Source organism: Pseudomonas sp. N040 (assembly GCF_015637705.1).
In the GTDB taxonomy this organism is placed as follows: Bacteria; Pseudomonadota; Gammaproteobacteria; order Pseudomonadales; family Pseudomonadaceae; genus Aquipseudomonas.
Genome location: NZ_JADOBE010000001.1, coordinates 508,370 through 522,094, shown reverse-complemented (window position 1 = coordinate 522,094; position 13,725 = coordinate 508,370). Strand labels below are relative to the sequence as shown.

The 13,725-nt window shown below is 67.9% G+C and carries 10 protein-coding genes; 3 read left to right on the top strand and 7 right to left on the bottom strand.

Annotation, left to right across the window (positions count from 1 at the left end; translation table 11 throughout):
• Nucleotides 1-48: 48 nt before the first annotated feature.
• Complete coding sequence (locus tag ISX93_RS17270; RefSeq protein ID WP_195777091.1) at nucleotides 49-2,958, top strand: HD domain-containing phosphohydrolase; 2,910 nt, start codon at nucleotides 49-51, stop codon at nucleotides 2,956-2,958.
• A gap of 205 nt (nucleotides 2,959-3,163) precedes the next feature.
• On the opposite strand, the gene ISX93_RS02440 is transcribed toward ISX93_RS17270, so the two are convergent.
• The 7 genes from ISX93_RS02440 to ISX93_RS02410 all read right to left on the bottom strand — a co-directional run bounded on the left by ISX93_RS02440 (nucleotide 3,164) and on the right by ISX93_RS02410 (nucleotide 11,501).
• The gene (locus ISX93_RS02440) at nucleotides 3,164-4,273 is read right to left on the bottom strand and encodes a dihydrolipoamide acetyltransferase family protein (protein WP_195777090.1); all 1,110 of its coding nucleotides are present in this window, start codon (nucleotides 4,271-4,273) and stop codon (nucleotides 3,164-3,166) included.
• Nucleotides 4,274-4,404: 131 nt separating this feature from the next.
• Nucleotides 4,405-5,391: an alpha-ketoacid dehydrogenase subunit beta gene (locus ISX93_RS02435; protein ID WP_195777089.1), complete on the bottom strand. Its 987-nt coding sequence runs from the start codon at nucleotides 5,389-5,391 to the stop codon at nucleotides 4,405-4,407.
• Entirely contained in the window at nucleotides 5,384-6,478 is a 1,095-nt protein-coding gene (gene pdhA / locus ISX93_RS02430; RefSeq protein ID WP_229731974.1) for a pyruvate dehydrogenase (acetyl-transferring) E1 component subunit alpha, read from the bottom strand. The genes ISX93_RS02435 and pdhA overlap by 8 nt, the downstream gene beginning before the upstream one ends.
• Before the next feature lie 103 nt (nucleotides 6,479-6,581).
• Nucleotides 6,582-7,604 (bottom strand): Leu/Phe/Val dehydrogenase, encoded by a 1,023-nt coding sequence (locus tag ISX93_RS02425; RefSeq protein ID WP_195777087.1) that lies wholly within the window; start codon nucleotides 7,602-7,604, stop codon nucleotides 6,582-6,584.
• A 135-nt stretch (nucleotides 7,605-7,739) separates the two neighbouring features.
• On the bottom strand, nucleotides 7,740-9,155 hold the full coding sequence (locus tag ISX93_RS02420; RefSeq protein ID WP_374987647.1) for a DUF1329 domain-containing protein: 1,416 nt from the start codon (nucleotides 9,153-9,155) through the stop codon (nucleotides 7,740-7,742).
• 144 nt (nucleotides 9,156-9,299) lie between these two features.
• Nucleotides 9,300-10,571, bottom strand: a complete 1,272-nt coding sequence (locus ISX93_RS02415; RefSeq protein ID WP_308705272.1) for an MFS transporter — start codon at nucleotides 10,569-10,571, stop codon at nucleotides 9,300-9,302.
• Nucleotides 10,572-11,501 carry an alpha/beta fold hydrolase gene (locus ISX93_RS02410; protein WP_219840973.1) on the bottom strand — a complete coding sequence of 310 codons (930 nt, stop codon included), beginning with the start codon at nucleotides 11,499-11,501 and terminating at the stop codon, nucleotides 10,572-10,574. It lies immediately after the preceding gene.
• 230 nt (nucleotides 11,502-11,731) lie between these two features.
• Here ISX93_RS02410 and trhP point away from each other — a divergent pair, with 230 nt between their 5' ends.
• Both trhP and ISX93_RS02400 read left to right on the top strand, forming a co-directional pair.
• The gene (trhP, locus tag ISX93_RS02405) at nucleotides 11,732-13,102 is read left to right on the top strand and encodes a prephenate-dependent tRNA uridine(34) hydroxylase TrhP (protein WP_219840972.1); all 1,371 of its coding nucleotides are present in this window, start codon (nucleotides 11,732-11,734) and stop codon (nucleotides 13,100-13,102) included.
• Between the two features lie 89 nt (nucleotides 13,103-13,191).
• Nucleotides 13,192-13,692: an SgcJ/EcaC family oxidoreductase gene (locus ISX93_RS02400; protein ID WP_195777085.1), complete on the top strand. Its 501-nt coding sequence runs from the start codon at nucleotides 13,192-13,194 to the stop codon at nucleotides 13,690-13,692.
• Nucleotides 13,693-13,725: the final 33 nt, after the last annotated feature.

Genomic DNA, 13,725 nt, shown 5'->3' with positions numbered 1-13,725 from the left:
CCGGCGAATCTATAGTGAAGGGAACCGTGAGCATCCAGGAGCACGCCCGTGCCTTCCCGCCGCATTCCTTTCGCCGTGCACATCTCCTACCTGTTCATCGGCCTGCTGCTCGCCTATGCCGCGATTACCGGCAGCTTCCAGTACATCGAGACGCGCCGGCTGATTACCACCGAAGTCGGCCAGCGCTATGCACTGATCGGCCAGCAGGCGATCGGCGAACTGCAGAACCTCTACCGCCCGGCAGCCATGAGCACCGCCCTGCTGGCCCGCCAGCCACTGGCGCAGGCGACCTCCCTGGAGCAGCGGCTGGACAGCCTGGCGTGGCTGGCGACGGCACTGGACGCGCAACCCAACGCCAACTCGATGTATTTCGGCTACGCCAGCGGCGACTTCTTCATGCTGCGTCGCTGGCGCGACAACCCGCAGTTGCAGACGCTGTTCCAGCCGCCGGCGGACACGGCGTGGATCGTCCAGAGCATCCAGCGCAAGGACGGCGGCATGCTCGGCGAGCACCTGTTTTTCCGCGCGGACCTGAGCCTGATCGAGCGCCGCGGCAAGCCTGACTACCAGTTCGACCCGCGCCAGCGCGACTGGTACATGCAGGCGCGCAACAGCAGCAGCCTGCAGGTGACCCGACCGTACCTGTTTGCCAGCACCCGGGAAGCCGGCCTGACCTTTGCCAAAGCCGCCAGCACTGGCGCCGGGGTGGCCGGGCTGGACATCACCCTGCGCTCGCTCAACCAGGTGCTGATGGCCAGCAAGGTCACCCCCGGCACACGCATCGTCCTGCTCAACGAAGAGGGCCAGGTCCTCAGCTCCCACCTCGGCCCGGCGACCATGCTCGCGACCGCCGATGGCCAGGGCCGGCTGCCGCAGATCGGTGATTTCGATCTGCCGATGCTGGAAACGCTGATGCGCGAAACCCCCGCCAGTGGCGGCACCTTCAACAGCTTCGAGGATCCGCAGGGCAATGCCTGGGAAGGCGGGCCGATCAGCCTGCCGGAGTTTGGCGGCAGCCGGCTGACCCTGTGGATTGCCAGTCCGCATGCGGAATTACTCGCCGGAGTCCTGGCCAGCCTGCAACGCGGCCTCTACATCGTCAGCGGCCTGCTGCTGCTCGGCATTCTCGCCGCCGTCGGCCTGTCGCGGCTGGCCTCGCGGCCGCTGGCCGGGCTGACCCGCGAAGCCGGCAAGATCCAGCGCTTCGACTTCGAGGAAGCGCTCGAGGTCGAATCGCAGATTGCCGAGGTGGTCGACCTGGCCGAGGCCATGGGCAACATGAAAGGCACCATCAAGCGCTTCCTGCAGCTGTCCACCGCGCTGGCCAGCGAAACCAACTTCAACAGCCTGCTCGCGCGCCTGCTGCGCGAGATGCAGGCAGTGACCGGCGCCGATGCCAGCCTGATCTACCTGGCCGACGCCGATGCCAGCCACCTCGAACTGGCGCGGGTGCGCCAGCGCGGCAGCCTGCTCGACGGCCACGGCCTGCAGGTGCTGGTCACCGGCGAGGACCTGGGCCATCCGCTGCTGCAGGGCCTCGACGAACAGCTGCCGCCACGCCCGCTGTCCGTCGAAGAGCTGCAGACCTTCTTCCCGGCGCTGCGCGAGATCGCGCACAGCCTGACCCTGTGGGTGCTGCCGCTGCGCAACCGTGATGGCATCCTGCTCGGCGCCCTGGCCCTGCTGGTCGACGAGCAGCGGCATAGCCTGAGCAAGGAACTGATGGCGTTTGTCCGCGCGCTGTCCACCACCGCCGCGATTGCCCTCAACACCCAGCGCCTGATCGAGGAACAGAAGGTCCTCCTCGAGTCGTTCATCGAGCTGATTGCCGGCGCCATCGACTCCAAGAGCCCGTACACCGGCGGCCACTGCCAGCGCGTGCCGGAGCTGACCAAAATGCTGGCGCGCGCCGCTTGCGCCGAACGGCAAGGCCCGTTTGCCGAATTCGAGCTGACTGACGACCAGTGGGAAGAGCTGCACATCGCCGCCTGGCTGCACGACTGCGGCAAGGTCACCACCCCGGAATACGTGGTCGACAAGGCGACCAAGCTGGAAACCCTGTACGACCGCATCCACGAGGTGCGCATGCGCTTCGAGGTGCTCAAGCGTGATGCCGAGATCGCCTGCCTCAAGGCACTGGCCGCCGGCGGCGATGCCGCCGCGCTGCAGGCCGGGCTGGCGGCACAGCTGCGCCAGCTGGATGACGATTTCGCCTTTGTCGCGCAGTGCAACGAGGGCGGCGAGTCGATGACCACGGAGCAGCTCGAGCGCCTGCAGGCGCTGGCCCGGCGCAGCTGGACACGCACCCTGTCCGACCGCCTGGGGATTTCCTACGAGGAGCGCCAGCGCAAGCAGCGCAACCCCGAGCCGGCCTTGCCGGTCAGCGAGGCGCTGCTGGCCGACAAGCCCGAGCACCTGTTCCTGCGCCGCGAGCGCGAGCGCCTGGCGGCGGACAACCCGTGGGGTTTCAAGGTTAGCGTGCCGGAGTACCTGTACAACCGCGGCGAGCTCTACAACCTGTGTGTGCGCCGCGGCACCCTGTCGGAGGAGGAACGCTTCAAGATCAACGAGCACATCATCCAGACCATCATCATGCTGGAGAAACTGCCGTTCCCGCGGCACCTGCAGCACGTCCCGGAAATCGCCGGCGGCCACCACGAGAAGATGGACGGCAGCGGCTACCCGAAACGCCTGACCCGCGCGCAGATGAGCGTGCCGGCACGGATGATGGCGATTGCCGACATCTTCGAGGCGCTGACCGCGATCGACCGGCCGTACAAGCAGGGCAAGCTGCTCTCCGAGGCGATCCGGATCATGGGCGCGATGAAGCAGGACCAGCACATCGATCCCGAGCTGTTCGAGCTGTTCCTGCGCAGCGGAGTGTACCGCGAGTACGCCGAGCGCTACCTGCAGCCGGAGCAGATCGACGCGGTGGATATCCAGGTCTACCTGGGCTGATGCCGGCGACTGCAGGCCCGCGGCCAAAGCTCGCGCCGCCCGGCAACCGCCAACCGTGCAGCAACCACGGACCCTGTAGGAGCGGCGCCCTCGCCGCGATAAGGCCGGCGCAATGCTGCCAGAGCAGAGCCAAAGCTGGCGGCGCTCCTACAACAGCCGGACGCCCGGCAACCGCTAACCGTGCAGCAATCAGAGGCCCTGCCAGTCAGGCCTCGGGCTGCTCCAGCGCGTCGACCAGCGCCTTGAGGAAGCGCGCCGCCTCGCCGCCGGTGGCCACCCGGTGGTCGAAGGTCAGCGACAGCGGCAGGATCGGGTGCACCGCCGGCTTGCCGTCCCAGGCGACCACCTCGTCGCGGATGCCGCCGGCGCCGAGGATCGCCACCTGCGGCGGCACCACGACCGGGTTGGCGTAGCGGCCGAACAGGCTGCCGAAGTTGGACAGGGTCAGGGTCGCGCCCATCATCTCCTGCGGCGGGATCGAGCGCGCGCGCACGTCGGCGCGCAGGCGTTCGACGCCCTGGCGCAGGTCTTCCGCCGAGCGCGCGCCGACATTGCGCAGCACCGGCACAAACAGCCCGTCCGGGGTATCCACGGCGATGCCCAGGTCCAGCTGCGCATGCCGGCGCAGGGTCAGGCTGCGCCCGTCGAACCAGCTGTTGAGCAGCGGCTCGGCGCGGCAGGCGACGGCAATCGCCTGGGCGATGCGCACCAGCGGGTCGCGCGGCGCCGGCCAGCGGTGCAGGTCGGCGTCGCCGACGATCATCACCGGCACCACCTCGGCATGCGCGCGCGCCATGTTCAGCGCCATGCTGCGGCGCACCCCGCGCAGTTTCTCGCCACCGAACTTGTCGCGGCTGGTCTGCGCCGCCGCCTCGACATCGGCGCGGGTGACCAGGCCGGCGGCGCCGCTGCCGCTCAGGCTGCCCAGTTCGACGCCGAGCTGGCGCGCCAGCAGGCGCACCGCCGGGGTGGCGCGCGGCGCCAGGTGCTCGCGGGTCGACGGCGCGGCGCCGACGCAGAAGCTGTCGGCCTGGCTGCCGTCGCCGCCTTCCAGGCGCCCGACCACGGTGCCAGCATCGTCCTCGCCCTCGTAGGCCAGCAGCGGTTCGCCGACATGCAGGATGTCGCCGGCAACGCCGAAGCACTTGGCCACCACCCCGGCATAGGGTGCCGGGATCTCGACGATGGCCTTGGCGGTCTCCACCGCGACCAGCAACTGGTCGGCCTTGACCGTGTCGCCGGCCTGGACGTGCCACTCGACGATCTCGGCTTCCTGCAGGCCCTCGCCGAGGTCGGGCAGTTTGAAATATTTCATTGTTGTTCTCCATGTTCATTCGCCGGGCAGAGCCTCAGGCTCCGCCTGCTTGTGTAGGAGCCAGCTTGCTGGCGATCGCGGTATCCAGGCAGCGGATCGCCAGCAAGCTGGCTCCTACAGGTCCGGGTCGCTCAGGCGTAATTCAGCGTCGCCTCGCAGGCCGCGAGGATGTCCTCGACGCTGGGAATGTACAGCTGCTCCAGGCGGTACAGCGGCGGCGGGATGTCCGGCGCGGCGACCCGCTGGATCGGCGCCTGCAGATCAAGCAGCACGCGTTCGTAGAGACTGGCGGCGATTTCCGCGCCGACCCCGCCAGTACGCGGCGCCTCATGCACGATCACGCAGCGCCCGGTCTTGCGCACCGAAGCCTCCAGCGTCGCCAGGTCCAGCGGCTTGATGCTGGCGACGTCGATCAGCTCCACTGACACGCCCTGCTCGGCCAGCCGCGCCACCGCCTGCAGGCTTTCGTGGATGCTCGCGCCCCAGCTGACCAGGGTCAGGTCGCTGCCCTCGCGCAGGGTGAAGCAGCTGTCCAGCGGCAGTCGGCGACCGTCATCGGCCAGCGGTTGCGGGTTCATCCGGTACAGCCGGGTCGGTTCGAGGAACAGCACCGGATCGGGATCGTCGATCGCCGCCAGCAGCAGGCCATAGGCGCGCGCCGGCGACGACGGGATGACCACGCGCAGCCCGGGAATATGCGCAAACAGCGCCTCGGTGCTTTCGCTGTGGTGCTCCGGCGCGCGAATCCCGGCACCCATCGGGCTGCGCAGCACCAGCGGGCAACTGAGGCGCCCGCGGCTGCGATTGCGCAGGCGGCTGGCATGCGACACCAGCTGCTCCATGGCGGCGTAGATGAAGCCGAGGAACTGGATTTCCAGCACCGGCTTGAGGCCCTGCGCGGCCATGCCCACCGCCAGCCCGGCGATCATGGTTTCCGCCAGCGGGGTGTCGATCACCCGCTTGAAGCCGAAGGCCTCGCGCAGCCCGGCGGTGGCACGGAACACCCCGCCATTCACGCCGACATCCTCGCCGAGCACTACCACGTTGGCGTCCTCCTGCATGGCCCGGTGCAGCGCCAGGTTGACCGCCTCCAGCAGGGCGTATTTCTGCTCAGCCATGGCGCACCTCCGTGGCCCGCCGTGCGGCGCGCTCGAGCAGCTGCTCGCGCTGTTCGGCCAGCGCCGCCGGCCACTGTGCGTAAACGTGTTCGAGCAGCGATTCCGGGCCCTGCGGCGGTGTCGCCTCGAAGCGGGCCACGGCCTCTTCCAGTTGCGCCTGGCATTCGCCGACCAGCGCCTGCTCGCGGCCCTCGTCCCACAGCCCGCGACTGGCGAGGAAGGTCTGCAGGCGCTTGATCGGCTCCTGCTCCCAGGCCTGCTTCACTTCCGCCGCGCTGCGGTAGCGGCTGGCATCGTCAGCGGTGGTGTGGTCGCCGAGGCGATAGCTCAGGCACTCCAGCAGCAGCGGCCCCTTGCCCTCGCGGGCGCGCTGCAGCGCATGGCGCAGGCGCTCGCAGACGGCGAGGATGTCGTTGCCATCCACCTGCTCGCCGGGGAAACCGGCGCCCAGCGCCTTCTGCGCCAGGGTCGGCGCGCCGCACTGCAGGCGCCGCGGCACCGAGATGGCGTACTGGTTGTTGTTGACCACGAACACCAGCGGCAGCTGCCAGGCGCCGGCGACGTTCAGCGCCTCGAGGAAGTCGCCCTTGCTGGTGGCGCCATCGCCGCAGGTGGTCAGCGCGACCCGCTGCTGGCCGCGGATCTTGAACGCGCTGGCCACCCCGCAGGCATGCAGGGCCTGGGTGGCGATCGGCACGCAGAGCGGGAAGTCCTCGCGCGCCGCCGGATCGGCGTAGGCGCTGCCGCGCTCGTCGCCGCCCCAGTAGAGCAGGATCTCGTCCATGCGCACGCCGCGCAGCAGCTGCACGGCGGTGTCGCGGTAATACGGCACCAGCACGTCCTCGGCGCGCAGCAGGTGGCCGATGGCCACGCCGATCGCCTCCTGGCCGAGGGTCGGCGCGTAGGTGCCGATGCGCCCGGTACGCTGCAGGGCCACGGCCTTGAGGTCGAACAGGCGGGTCAGGACCATCTGCCGGTAGAGGCGCACCAGCAGCGCGCTGTCCGCGGTCCAGGCCGGCAGTTCGGCGCAGGGCTGGCCGTCGGGGCCGAGCAGGCGGGTGTAGGGAATGTTCAGCGAAGCAGGCATCACAGACCTCCTCGGACAGCCATGCCCGACACCCCGTCTGGCGGTGCCGGAGCAGCCCGCCGCGGGTAACGGCGGGCCAGGGTCGCCTGGCCGGCAGGCGCGCTCAGTTGCCGTAGAGCAGGTGCTCGGCCTGGCTGTCGGCAACCCGTGCCGGCGAGCGCTTCTCGGCCTGGGCGTGGGCGTAGATGTCGGTCAGGCGCAGCGCGATCCGCGCCAGGTGCGCGGTGATCGCCGGCAGCGGCTGGCCGCCGTGCTTGAGCGAGACATAAATCAGCCCGCCGGCATTGATCACGTAGTCGGGGGCATAGAGGATCCCGCGCGCCTCCAGCTCGTCGGCCATCTGCGGACTCGACAGCTGGTTGTTCGCCGCGCCGGCGACCACCGTACAGTGCAGGCGCCCGACCGTGTCCGGATTGAGCACCCCGCCCAGCCCGCACGGCGCGAAGATCTCGCAGGGGGTCTCGATCAGCTGCGCGCTGGGCACCGCCGTGGCGCCGAGCTGTTCCACCGCCAGCTGCACCCGGCCCTGGTCGTAGTCACTCACCAGCAACTCGGCGCCAGCCGCTGCCAGCTGCTCGGCGAGGGCAAAACCGACCTGGCCGAGCCCCTGCACGGCGATGCGCACGCCCTCCAGGTCATCACTGCCGAGGCGTGCCAGGGCCGTGGCGCGGATCCCGCTGAACACGCCCATGGCGGTGTATGGCGAGGGATCGCCGGCACTGCTGGTGCTGGTGACGTGCTGGGTGCCCTGGGCCACGCAATCCATGTCGGCACTGCTGGTGCCGCTGTCGACGGCGGTGATGTAGGCCCCGCCGAGCGACTCGACCATCCGCCCGAAGGCTTCGAACAGCGCCGCCCGGTTATCCACATGTGCCGGACGCAGGATCACCGCCTTGCCGCCGCCGTGTGGCAAGCCGGCAAGCGCGGCCTTGTAGCTCATGCTCTGGGCCAGGCGCATGGCGTCCTGCAGGGCGCTCTGCTCGCTGGGGTAAGCCAGGAAGCGGCAGCCACCGAGCGCCGGGCCGAGGCGGCTGTTGTGGATGGCAATGATCGCGCGCAAGCCGCTGCGCGGATCCTGCGCGAGGTGCAGCGACTCGAGTCGGGTAGCCGCCATCGTCTCGAACATGCTGAGCCCTCCTCCGGGATTACCGCCAGTATAGATAGCCTGCGGCGCTCGCGACGGATTCCGGCCCGGCCGGCGGCACAGACGAAAACGGCGCCTCGCGGGCGCCGTTGTGCGTGCTGCAGGGGAAGTGTCCGCTCAGCGAATCCCGGCACCCGCCAGCGACTCCGGCGACCACTGGGCCTTGGACAGCGGCTTGATGTACTTGATCCCGCCGAACGGTCCGAAGATCCCCGAGGCGCTGTACACCCCGGAAACCAGGTCGTAGATCACGCTGCTGCCGGCACCCGACTGCATGTACCAGTTCACCGAGCCGTGGCCGAACGAGCCGCGATAGAGGCCGTCGCGCATGTCGTACTGGTCGGAGGCCACTGCGCGCCAGGAATCCTCGTCGAGGTAGAAGATCCGCGTCTTGTAGATGTGCCGCTTGCCGGGCTTCAGGGTGGCCTGCACCACCCACACCCGGTGCAGCTCCCAGCGCATGAAATCCGGATTGAGGTGATTCGGCGTGACGAACCTGGCCGGCTCCTTTTCGTAGTTCAGCTTGTAGGTGTTGTAGGGGATGTACATCTCCTTCTTGCCCACCAGCTTGAAGTCGAAGCGGTCCATGGCGCCATTGAAAATGCCGGCATCGTCATAGGTGCTGCTGCCGGCGGTACCCGGATTGGGCGTGTCGTAGGCGATGTCCGGCGCCAGCTTGACCCGCCGCTGTCCCGGCAGGTATTGCCAGGCCCGCCGTGGCTGCACCAGCGGGTTGACCGAGTCCTGCGCCATGATCGCCTCGCCGGCCCGCCGCGCCGGCGCGTTGTACTTCACCTTGATCCGCCCGTAGACATCCTTGGGCCCGACCGGGGTATGGATTCTCGCCGTGGTGGCCAGCGGTGAGCCGCCCCAGACCTCGCCACTGGTGGCCAGCACCGGGGTGCCGTCGGAGGCGACGTTCCACGACTCGTAGCGGGTATTGATCTCCAGGTCCAGATAGCCGGGGACACCGAACAAGTGGTTCCACATGGCTTCGTAGCCGCTGGTCGGGATCGGGAAAGGCACGCCGGGCAGGGCATTTTCCAGTGCCAGGCCGCCTTCGCTGGTGCGTGCGCCAGTGGCGTTGAGCCGGGCGTTCTCGATGATGTGCGGGGCAAGGGATGGCGTGCGGTGGGTCGGGTAGACGTCCACCCGGTAGGTCGGGTAGCGCCGGAGCAACTCCTGGGTCACCGCGGTCAGCTTGTCCTTGTGCTCCTGCAGGTTCTGGCCGGTGATGACCAACAGCGGTTTTTCCCCGGCGAACGGGTCGGGCAGCATGGTGTCGCCGGGTGTGTAGCCGGGCGGGGCAAAATCCTTGGGCAGGCCGCCGGTATAGGGCGGGATGCTGCCATCGGCATTGCCGGCCATTTCGCCACCGATCGGCGTCAGCGTGGTGCCCAGCTGCGCCGCCTGCTCCGGCGACACGGCGGCCTGCGCCAGGCCGCAGCAGAGCAGTGCAGCAGCACCAAGTATCGGAATGCGCGATGCAGACGCGCGGGTTTGCGGCACTGGCGGGGTCTGGAATTGGTTGATCACGGGTGGGGAGTCCTCGAATTGTTCTTATCGGCAGTCGCCGGCAACGCGTTAATCTAAAGGCAGTTGGAGTGCCACAATAACCTATCCGGCGCCATTCGCCATCTGCCGGGGGAAGCTTTCCGACCGGTGAATGATCCGCGATCAGGCCTGCGCATTGTCGCGCACCAGGTCCTGCGGATACTGGCGGAAGTAGCGCGCCAGCACCACCAGTCCGGCCATGCCGAGCCCGCCGGCAAGCAGGAACAGTTGCGCATAGCCGAGCAGATTGGCCAGCACCCCGCTGCCGGCACCGACCAGCCCGGCCAGCAGCAGTTGCACGCAGGCCTGCAGGGTGAAGTCCGCACCCTCGTGCTCGCTGCGGCAGTGGCTCATCATCACCGCGAACAACGCCACCGTGGACATGCCGTCGGCCGCCTGCTCGAACAGGCAGACCAGGTAGACCAGCGCGGTATCGCCGCCCGCGTTCGCCAGCAGCGCCAGCGCGGCAATCCCGCCGGCCTGCAGCAGGCCGAACAGCAGCAGCGCGCGCCAGGCGCCGAGGCGCGCATAGAGCAAGCCACCGAGCAGCGCGCCGGCAATGCCGACCAGGCTGCTGATCAGGGTCAGCTGGCCGAGCGCCGCATTGCTCCAGCCCTGGTCGACCAGCAGCGGCTTGATCATCGGCGAGCCCAGCGCGTCACCGAGCTTGAAGGTCAGCACCACCACCAGCCAGCCGCGCATGCCCGGTTGCGCCAGCAGGCCGCGATAATGCCGCAGCAACAGACCCGCCCCGCCGCGTTCGGCCAGTTCGGCGTGACGCGGCAGCTGCTGGTTTTCGCGGAAGCGCCAGACCGGCAGGCTGAGTACCAGCAGCAGCAACGCGACAATCCCCAGGCTGAGGTTCCAGCCCAGCGCATCGATGGCCAGCAGCAGGCCGCTGCCGCTGGCCAGCATGCCGATCTTGTAGCCGCCCACCTGCAGGCTGTTGCCCAGCCCGCGCCAGCGTTCGGACAACAGCCGTACCGTGAGGCCGTCGGTCGCCACGTCCTGGGTCGCGGCCGCCAGGTTGACCAGCAGCAACAGGCCGAGCAGCAACCACAGCTGGCGGCTGAACAGCTGCTCCGGGGCCAGCAGCGCCAGGCTGCTGATACTCAGGATGACCAGCCCCTGCAAGGGCAGGATCCAGCCGCGGTGATGGCCCAGGCGCCGCGAGGCCAGACGGTCGACCCACGGCGCCCAGAGCACCTTGAGCATCCATGGCAGCGCCAGTAGCTTGAGCAGGCTGATCAGTGCCAGGTCGACGCCATGCTGGCGCAGCAGCACCGGCAGCGAGTGCGCCAGCAGCCCGGCGGGCAGGCCCTGGGCGCAGTACAGCGACGCCAGCAGGAGCAGCGTGGCCGGCCGTGGCGCCGGTGCGGCTGTGGCAGCCAGCACCTAGAGGTCGCCGAGCTGTGCCTGGGGCGCCGCCGCGGCCTGCCGGCAGTGCTGGCTGATCAGCGTGCTGAGCTGGCCCCACAGGCCCGGCGGCAGGTCGTGGCCCATGTCGTCGATCAGCTCCATGCGCGCGCCGAGGATATGTGCGGCAGTGTCGAGGCCACCGCGCGGCGGCACCAGGATGTCGCGCTTGCCATGGATCACCAGGGTCGGCGTGCGGATCTGCCGGAGCAGCGCGCGCCGCGAGCCGTGCGCCACGATCGCCGCTACCTGGCGCATGAAGCCGGCCGGGTAGTAGCCGCGCTCGAAGCTCTGGTTGAGCATGTCGCGCAGATGGCTGACCTCGCGCAGGTGCTCGGCGCTGCCGATCAGCGCGTGGGTGGTCGCCATGTATTCGACCACTTCGTCACGCGTGGCATCACTGGGCGGGCGCGGGCGCAGGAAGATCTTGCGCAGGTTGCGCAGTTCCATGGCCGACTCCTCGCGGTCGCCGCTGGTGGACATGATCGAGGTCAGGCTGAGCACCCGCAGCGGATAGCGCGCGGCGATGGTCTGGGCGATCATGCCGCCCATCGAGGCGCCGACGATGTGCGCGCGCTCGATGCCCAGCGCCGCGAGCAGGCCGACCGTGTCGGCGGCCATGTCGTCCAGCGTGTAGGGTGGGCGGCGCAGCTTGCGCCCCAGCAACATGCTCATGATCAGCCGCAACATGCTCGGCGTGCGCCGGCCCTCGATCTTGCTGGACAGGCCGACATCGCGGTTGTCGAAGCGGATCACGCGGAACCCGGCCGCGGCGAGCATCTCGCAGAACGGCCTGGGCCACGCCACCAGCTGCATGCCCAGGCCCATGATCAGCAGAATGACCGGGGCCTGCGGGTCGCCAAATTCCTCGTATTCGATCTCGATACCGTTGCTCTGGACTCTGGACACTGCTGCTACCTGCGGGTGATTGGCTATTGCCCGGATGATACGCGGATATGCCGTAAATGCAGTCCGTAGGGTGGATAACCGCGCAGCGTTATCCACCAACGCACACCCGGTGGAAAAGCCGCGAGCGGCGTTTTCCACCCTACGCATCCGCGCCAGCAAGCCTTGCCCTGCCAGCCGTCGGCAATTTCCCGTAAAATCCCCTATCTTTCGTGCGCCATCCGAGTCCTGCCATGTCTGCCCTGTTCAAACCCGAGCTGCTCTCCCCCGCCGGCACCCTGAAAAACATGCGTTACGCCTTCGCCTATGGCGCCGACGCGGTCTACGCCGGGCAGCCGCGCTACAGCCTGCGGGTGCGCAACAACGAGTTCGACCACGCCAACCTGGCACTCGGCATCAATGAAGCGCATGCCCAGGGCAAGCAGTTCTACGTGGTGGTCAACATCGCCCCGCACAACGCCAAGCTGCGGACCTTCCTCAAGGACCTCGAACCGGTGGTGGCAATGGGCCCGGATGCGCTGATCATGTCCGATCCAGGGCTGATCATGCTCGTGCGCGAGCACTTTCCGCAGATGCATATTCACCTGTCGGTACAGGCCAATGCGGTGAACTGGGCCAGCGTCGAGTTCTGGCGCCGCCAGGGGCTGACCCGCGCCATCCTCTCGCGCGAGCTGTCGCTGGAAGAGATCGGCGAGATCCGCGAGAAAGTGCCGGGCATGGAGCTGGAGGTGTTCGTCCACGGCGCGCTGTGCATGGCCTATTCCGGCCGTTGCCTGCTGTCCGGCTACATCAACAAGCGCGACCCCAATCAGGGCACTTGCACCAACGCCTGCCGCTGGGAATACAAGACCCACGAAGCCAAAGAGAATGAAGTCGGCGACATAGTCCATGCTTCTCCGGTTCAGAGCTACGAACCGATCCCGGTGCAACAGGTGGAGCCGACCCTCGGCGTCGGTGCGCCGACCGATCAGGTGTTTCTGCTGGAAGACGGCACCCGCCCCGGCGAGTACATGTCCGCCTACGAGGACCAGCACGGCACCTACATCATGAACTCCAAGGACCTGCGCGCCGTGCAGCACGTCGAGCGGTTGGTGCAGATGGGTGTGCACTCGCTGAAGATCGAGGGCCGCACCAAATCGCACTTCTATTGCGCGCGCACCGCCCAGGTCTACCGCAAGGCGATCGACGATGCGGTGGCCGGCCGCCCGTTCGACCTGAGCCTGATGGACAACCTCGAATCCCTCGCCCACCGTGGCTACACCGAAGGCTTCCTGCGCCGGCATGTGCACGACGAGTACCAGAACTACCTGCATGGCAGCTCGGTGTCCGGCCGTCAGCAGTTCGTCGGCGAGCTGACCGGCGAACGCCGCGGCGCACTGGCCGAGGTCCGGGTGAAGAACCGTTTCGCCGTCGGCGACCGCCTGGAACTGATGACCCCGCAGGGCAACGTGCACTTCAGTCTGGATACGCTGGAAAAGGGCAGCGGCGAAGCCACCGCCGTGGCCCCCGGCGACGGCCATGTGCTCTACCTGCCCCTGCCGGAAGACCTCGACCTGCAGCATGCGCTGCTGATGCGGCACTTGCACAGCGAACAACCCGGCTAAAACGGCAGACTTCTGGTGCAGTGGCTATTCTGCGGCAGCCGGTCCTGCCGACCGGGTTGATGCAACCATCACGCGAAGGGAGTACGTCGATGCAACCAATTCTGGCCTTGAGCCTGACCGCCAGCCTACTGCTGGCAGGCTGCAGTACTTCGGCGCCGGTCAGCCAGCCGCCGGCCAATGGCGACAACCTTACCGACACTTGCAAGGCCACCAGTCAGGCGGAAATTGCCGAGCTGTTCGAGCGCTGGAACCAGTCCTTGCTCACTGGCGATCCGTCCCGGGTGGTGGCCAACTACGCGGTCGATTCGGTGCTGCTGCCGACCGTCTCCAACATGCCGCGGATGACGCCCGAGCAGAAAGAGGATTACTTCCACCACTTTCTGGAAAATCAGCCGTCGGGCAAGATCGATTCGCGCACCATCCAGCTGTACTGCAACACGGCGGTAGATGTCGGCCTGTATACCTTCACCTTCGCCAAGACCGGGGCCCAGGTGCACGCGCGCTTTACTTACACCTACAAATGGGATGGCCAGCAATGGCTGATCACCAGTCATCACTCTTCGGCCATGCCGGAAAATAAAGACCACTAATGGGTCGGCGTGCTTTATTTTTTCCCTCCGCGC

What these genes read in the sequence shown, in the direction of transcription:
- pdhA (WP_229731974.1), bottom strand. Translation starts at nt 6,478, where the DNA reads ATGCCTGCTTCGCTGAACATTCCCTACACCCGCCTGCTCGGCCCCGAC.
- trhP (WP_219840972.1), top strand. Translation starts at nt 11,732, where the DNA reads ATGTCTGCCCTGTTCAAACCCGAGCTGCTCTCCCCCGCCGGCACCCTG.
- ISX93_RS02400 (WP_195777085.1), top strand. Translation starts at nt 13,192, where the DNA reads ATGCAACCAATTCTGGCCTTGAGCCTGACCGCCAGCCTACTGCTGGCA.
- ISX93_RS02425 (WP_195777087.1), bottom strand. Translation starts at nt 7,604, where the DNA reads ATGTTCGAGACGATGGCGGCTACCCGACTCGAGTCGCTGCACCTCGCG.
- ISX93_RS02440 (WP_195777090.1), bottom strand. Translation starts at nt 4,273, where the DNA reads ATGAAATATTTCAAACTGCCCGACCTCGGCGAGGGCCTGCAGGAAGCC.
- ISX93_RS02435 (WP_195777089.1), bottom strand. Translation starts at nt 5,391, where the DNA reads ATGGCTGAGCAGAAATACGCCCTGCTGGAGGCGGTCAACCTGGCGCTG.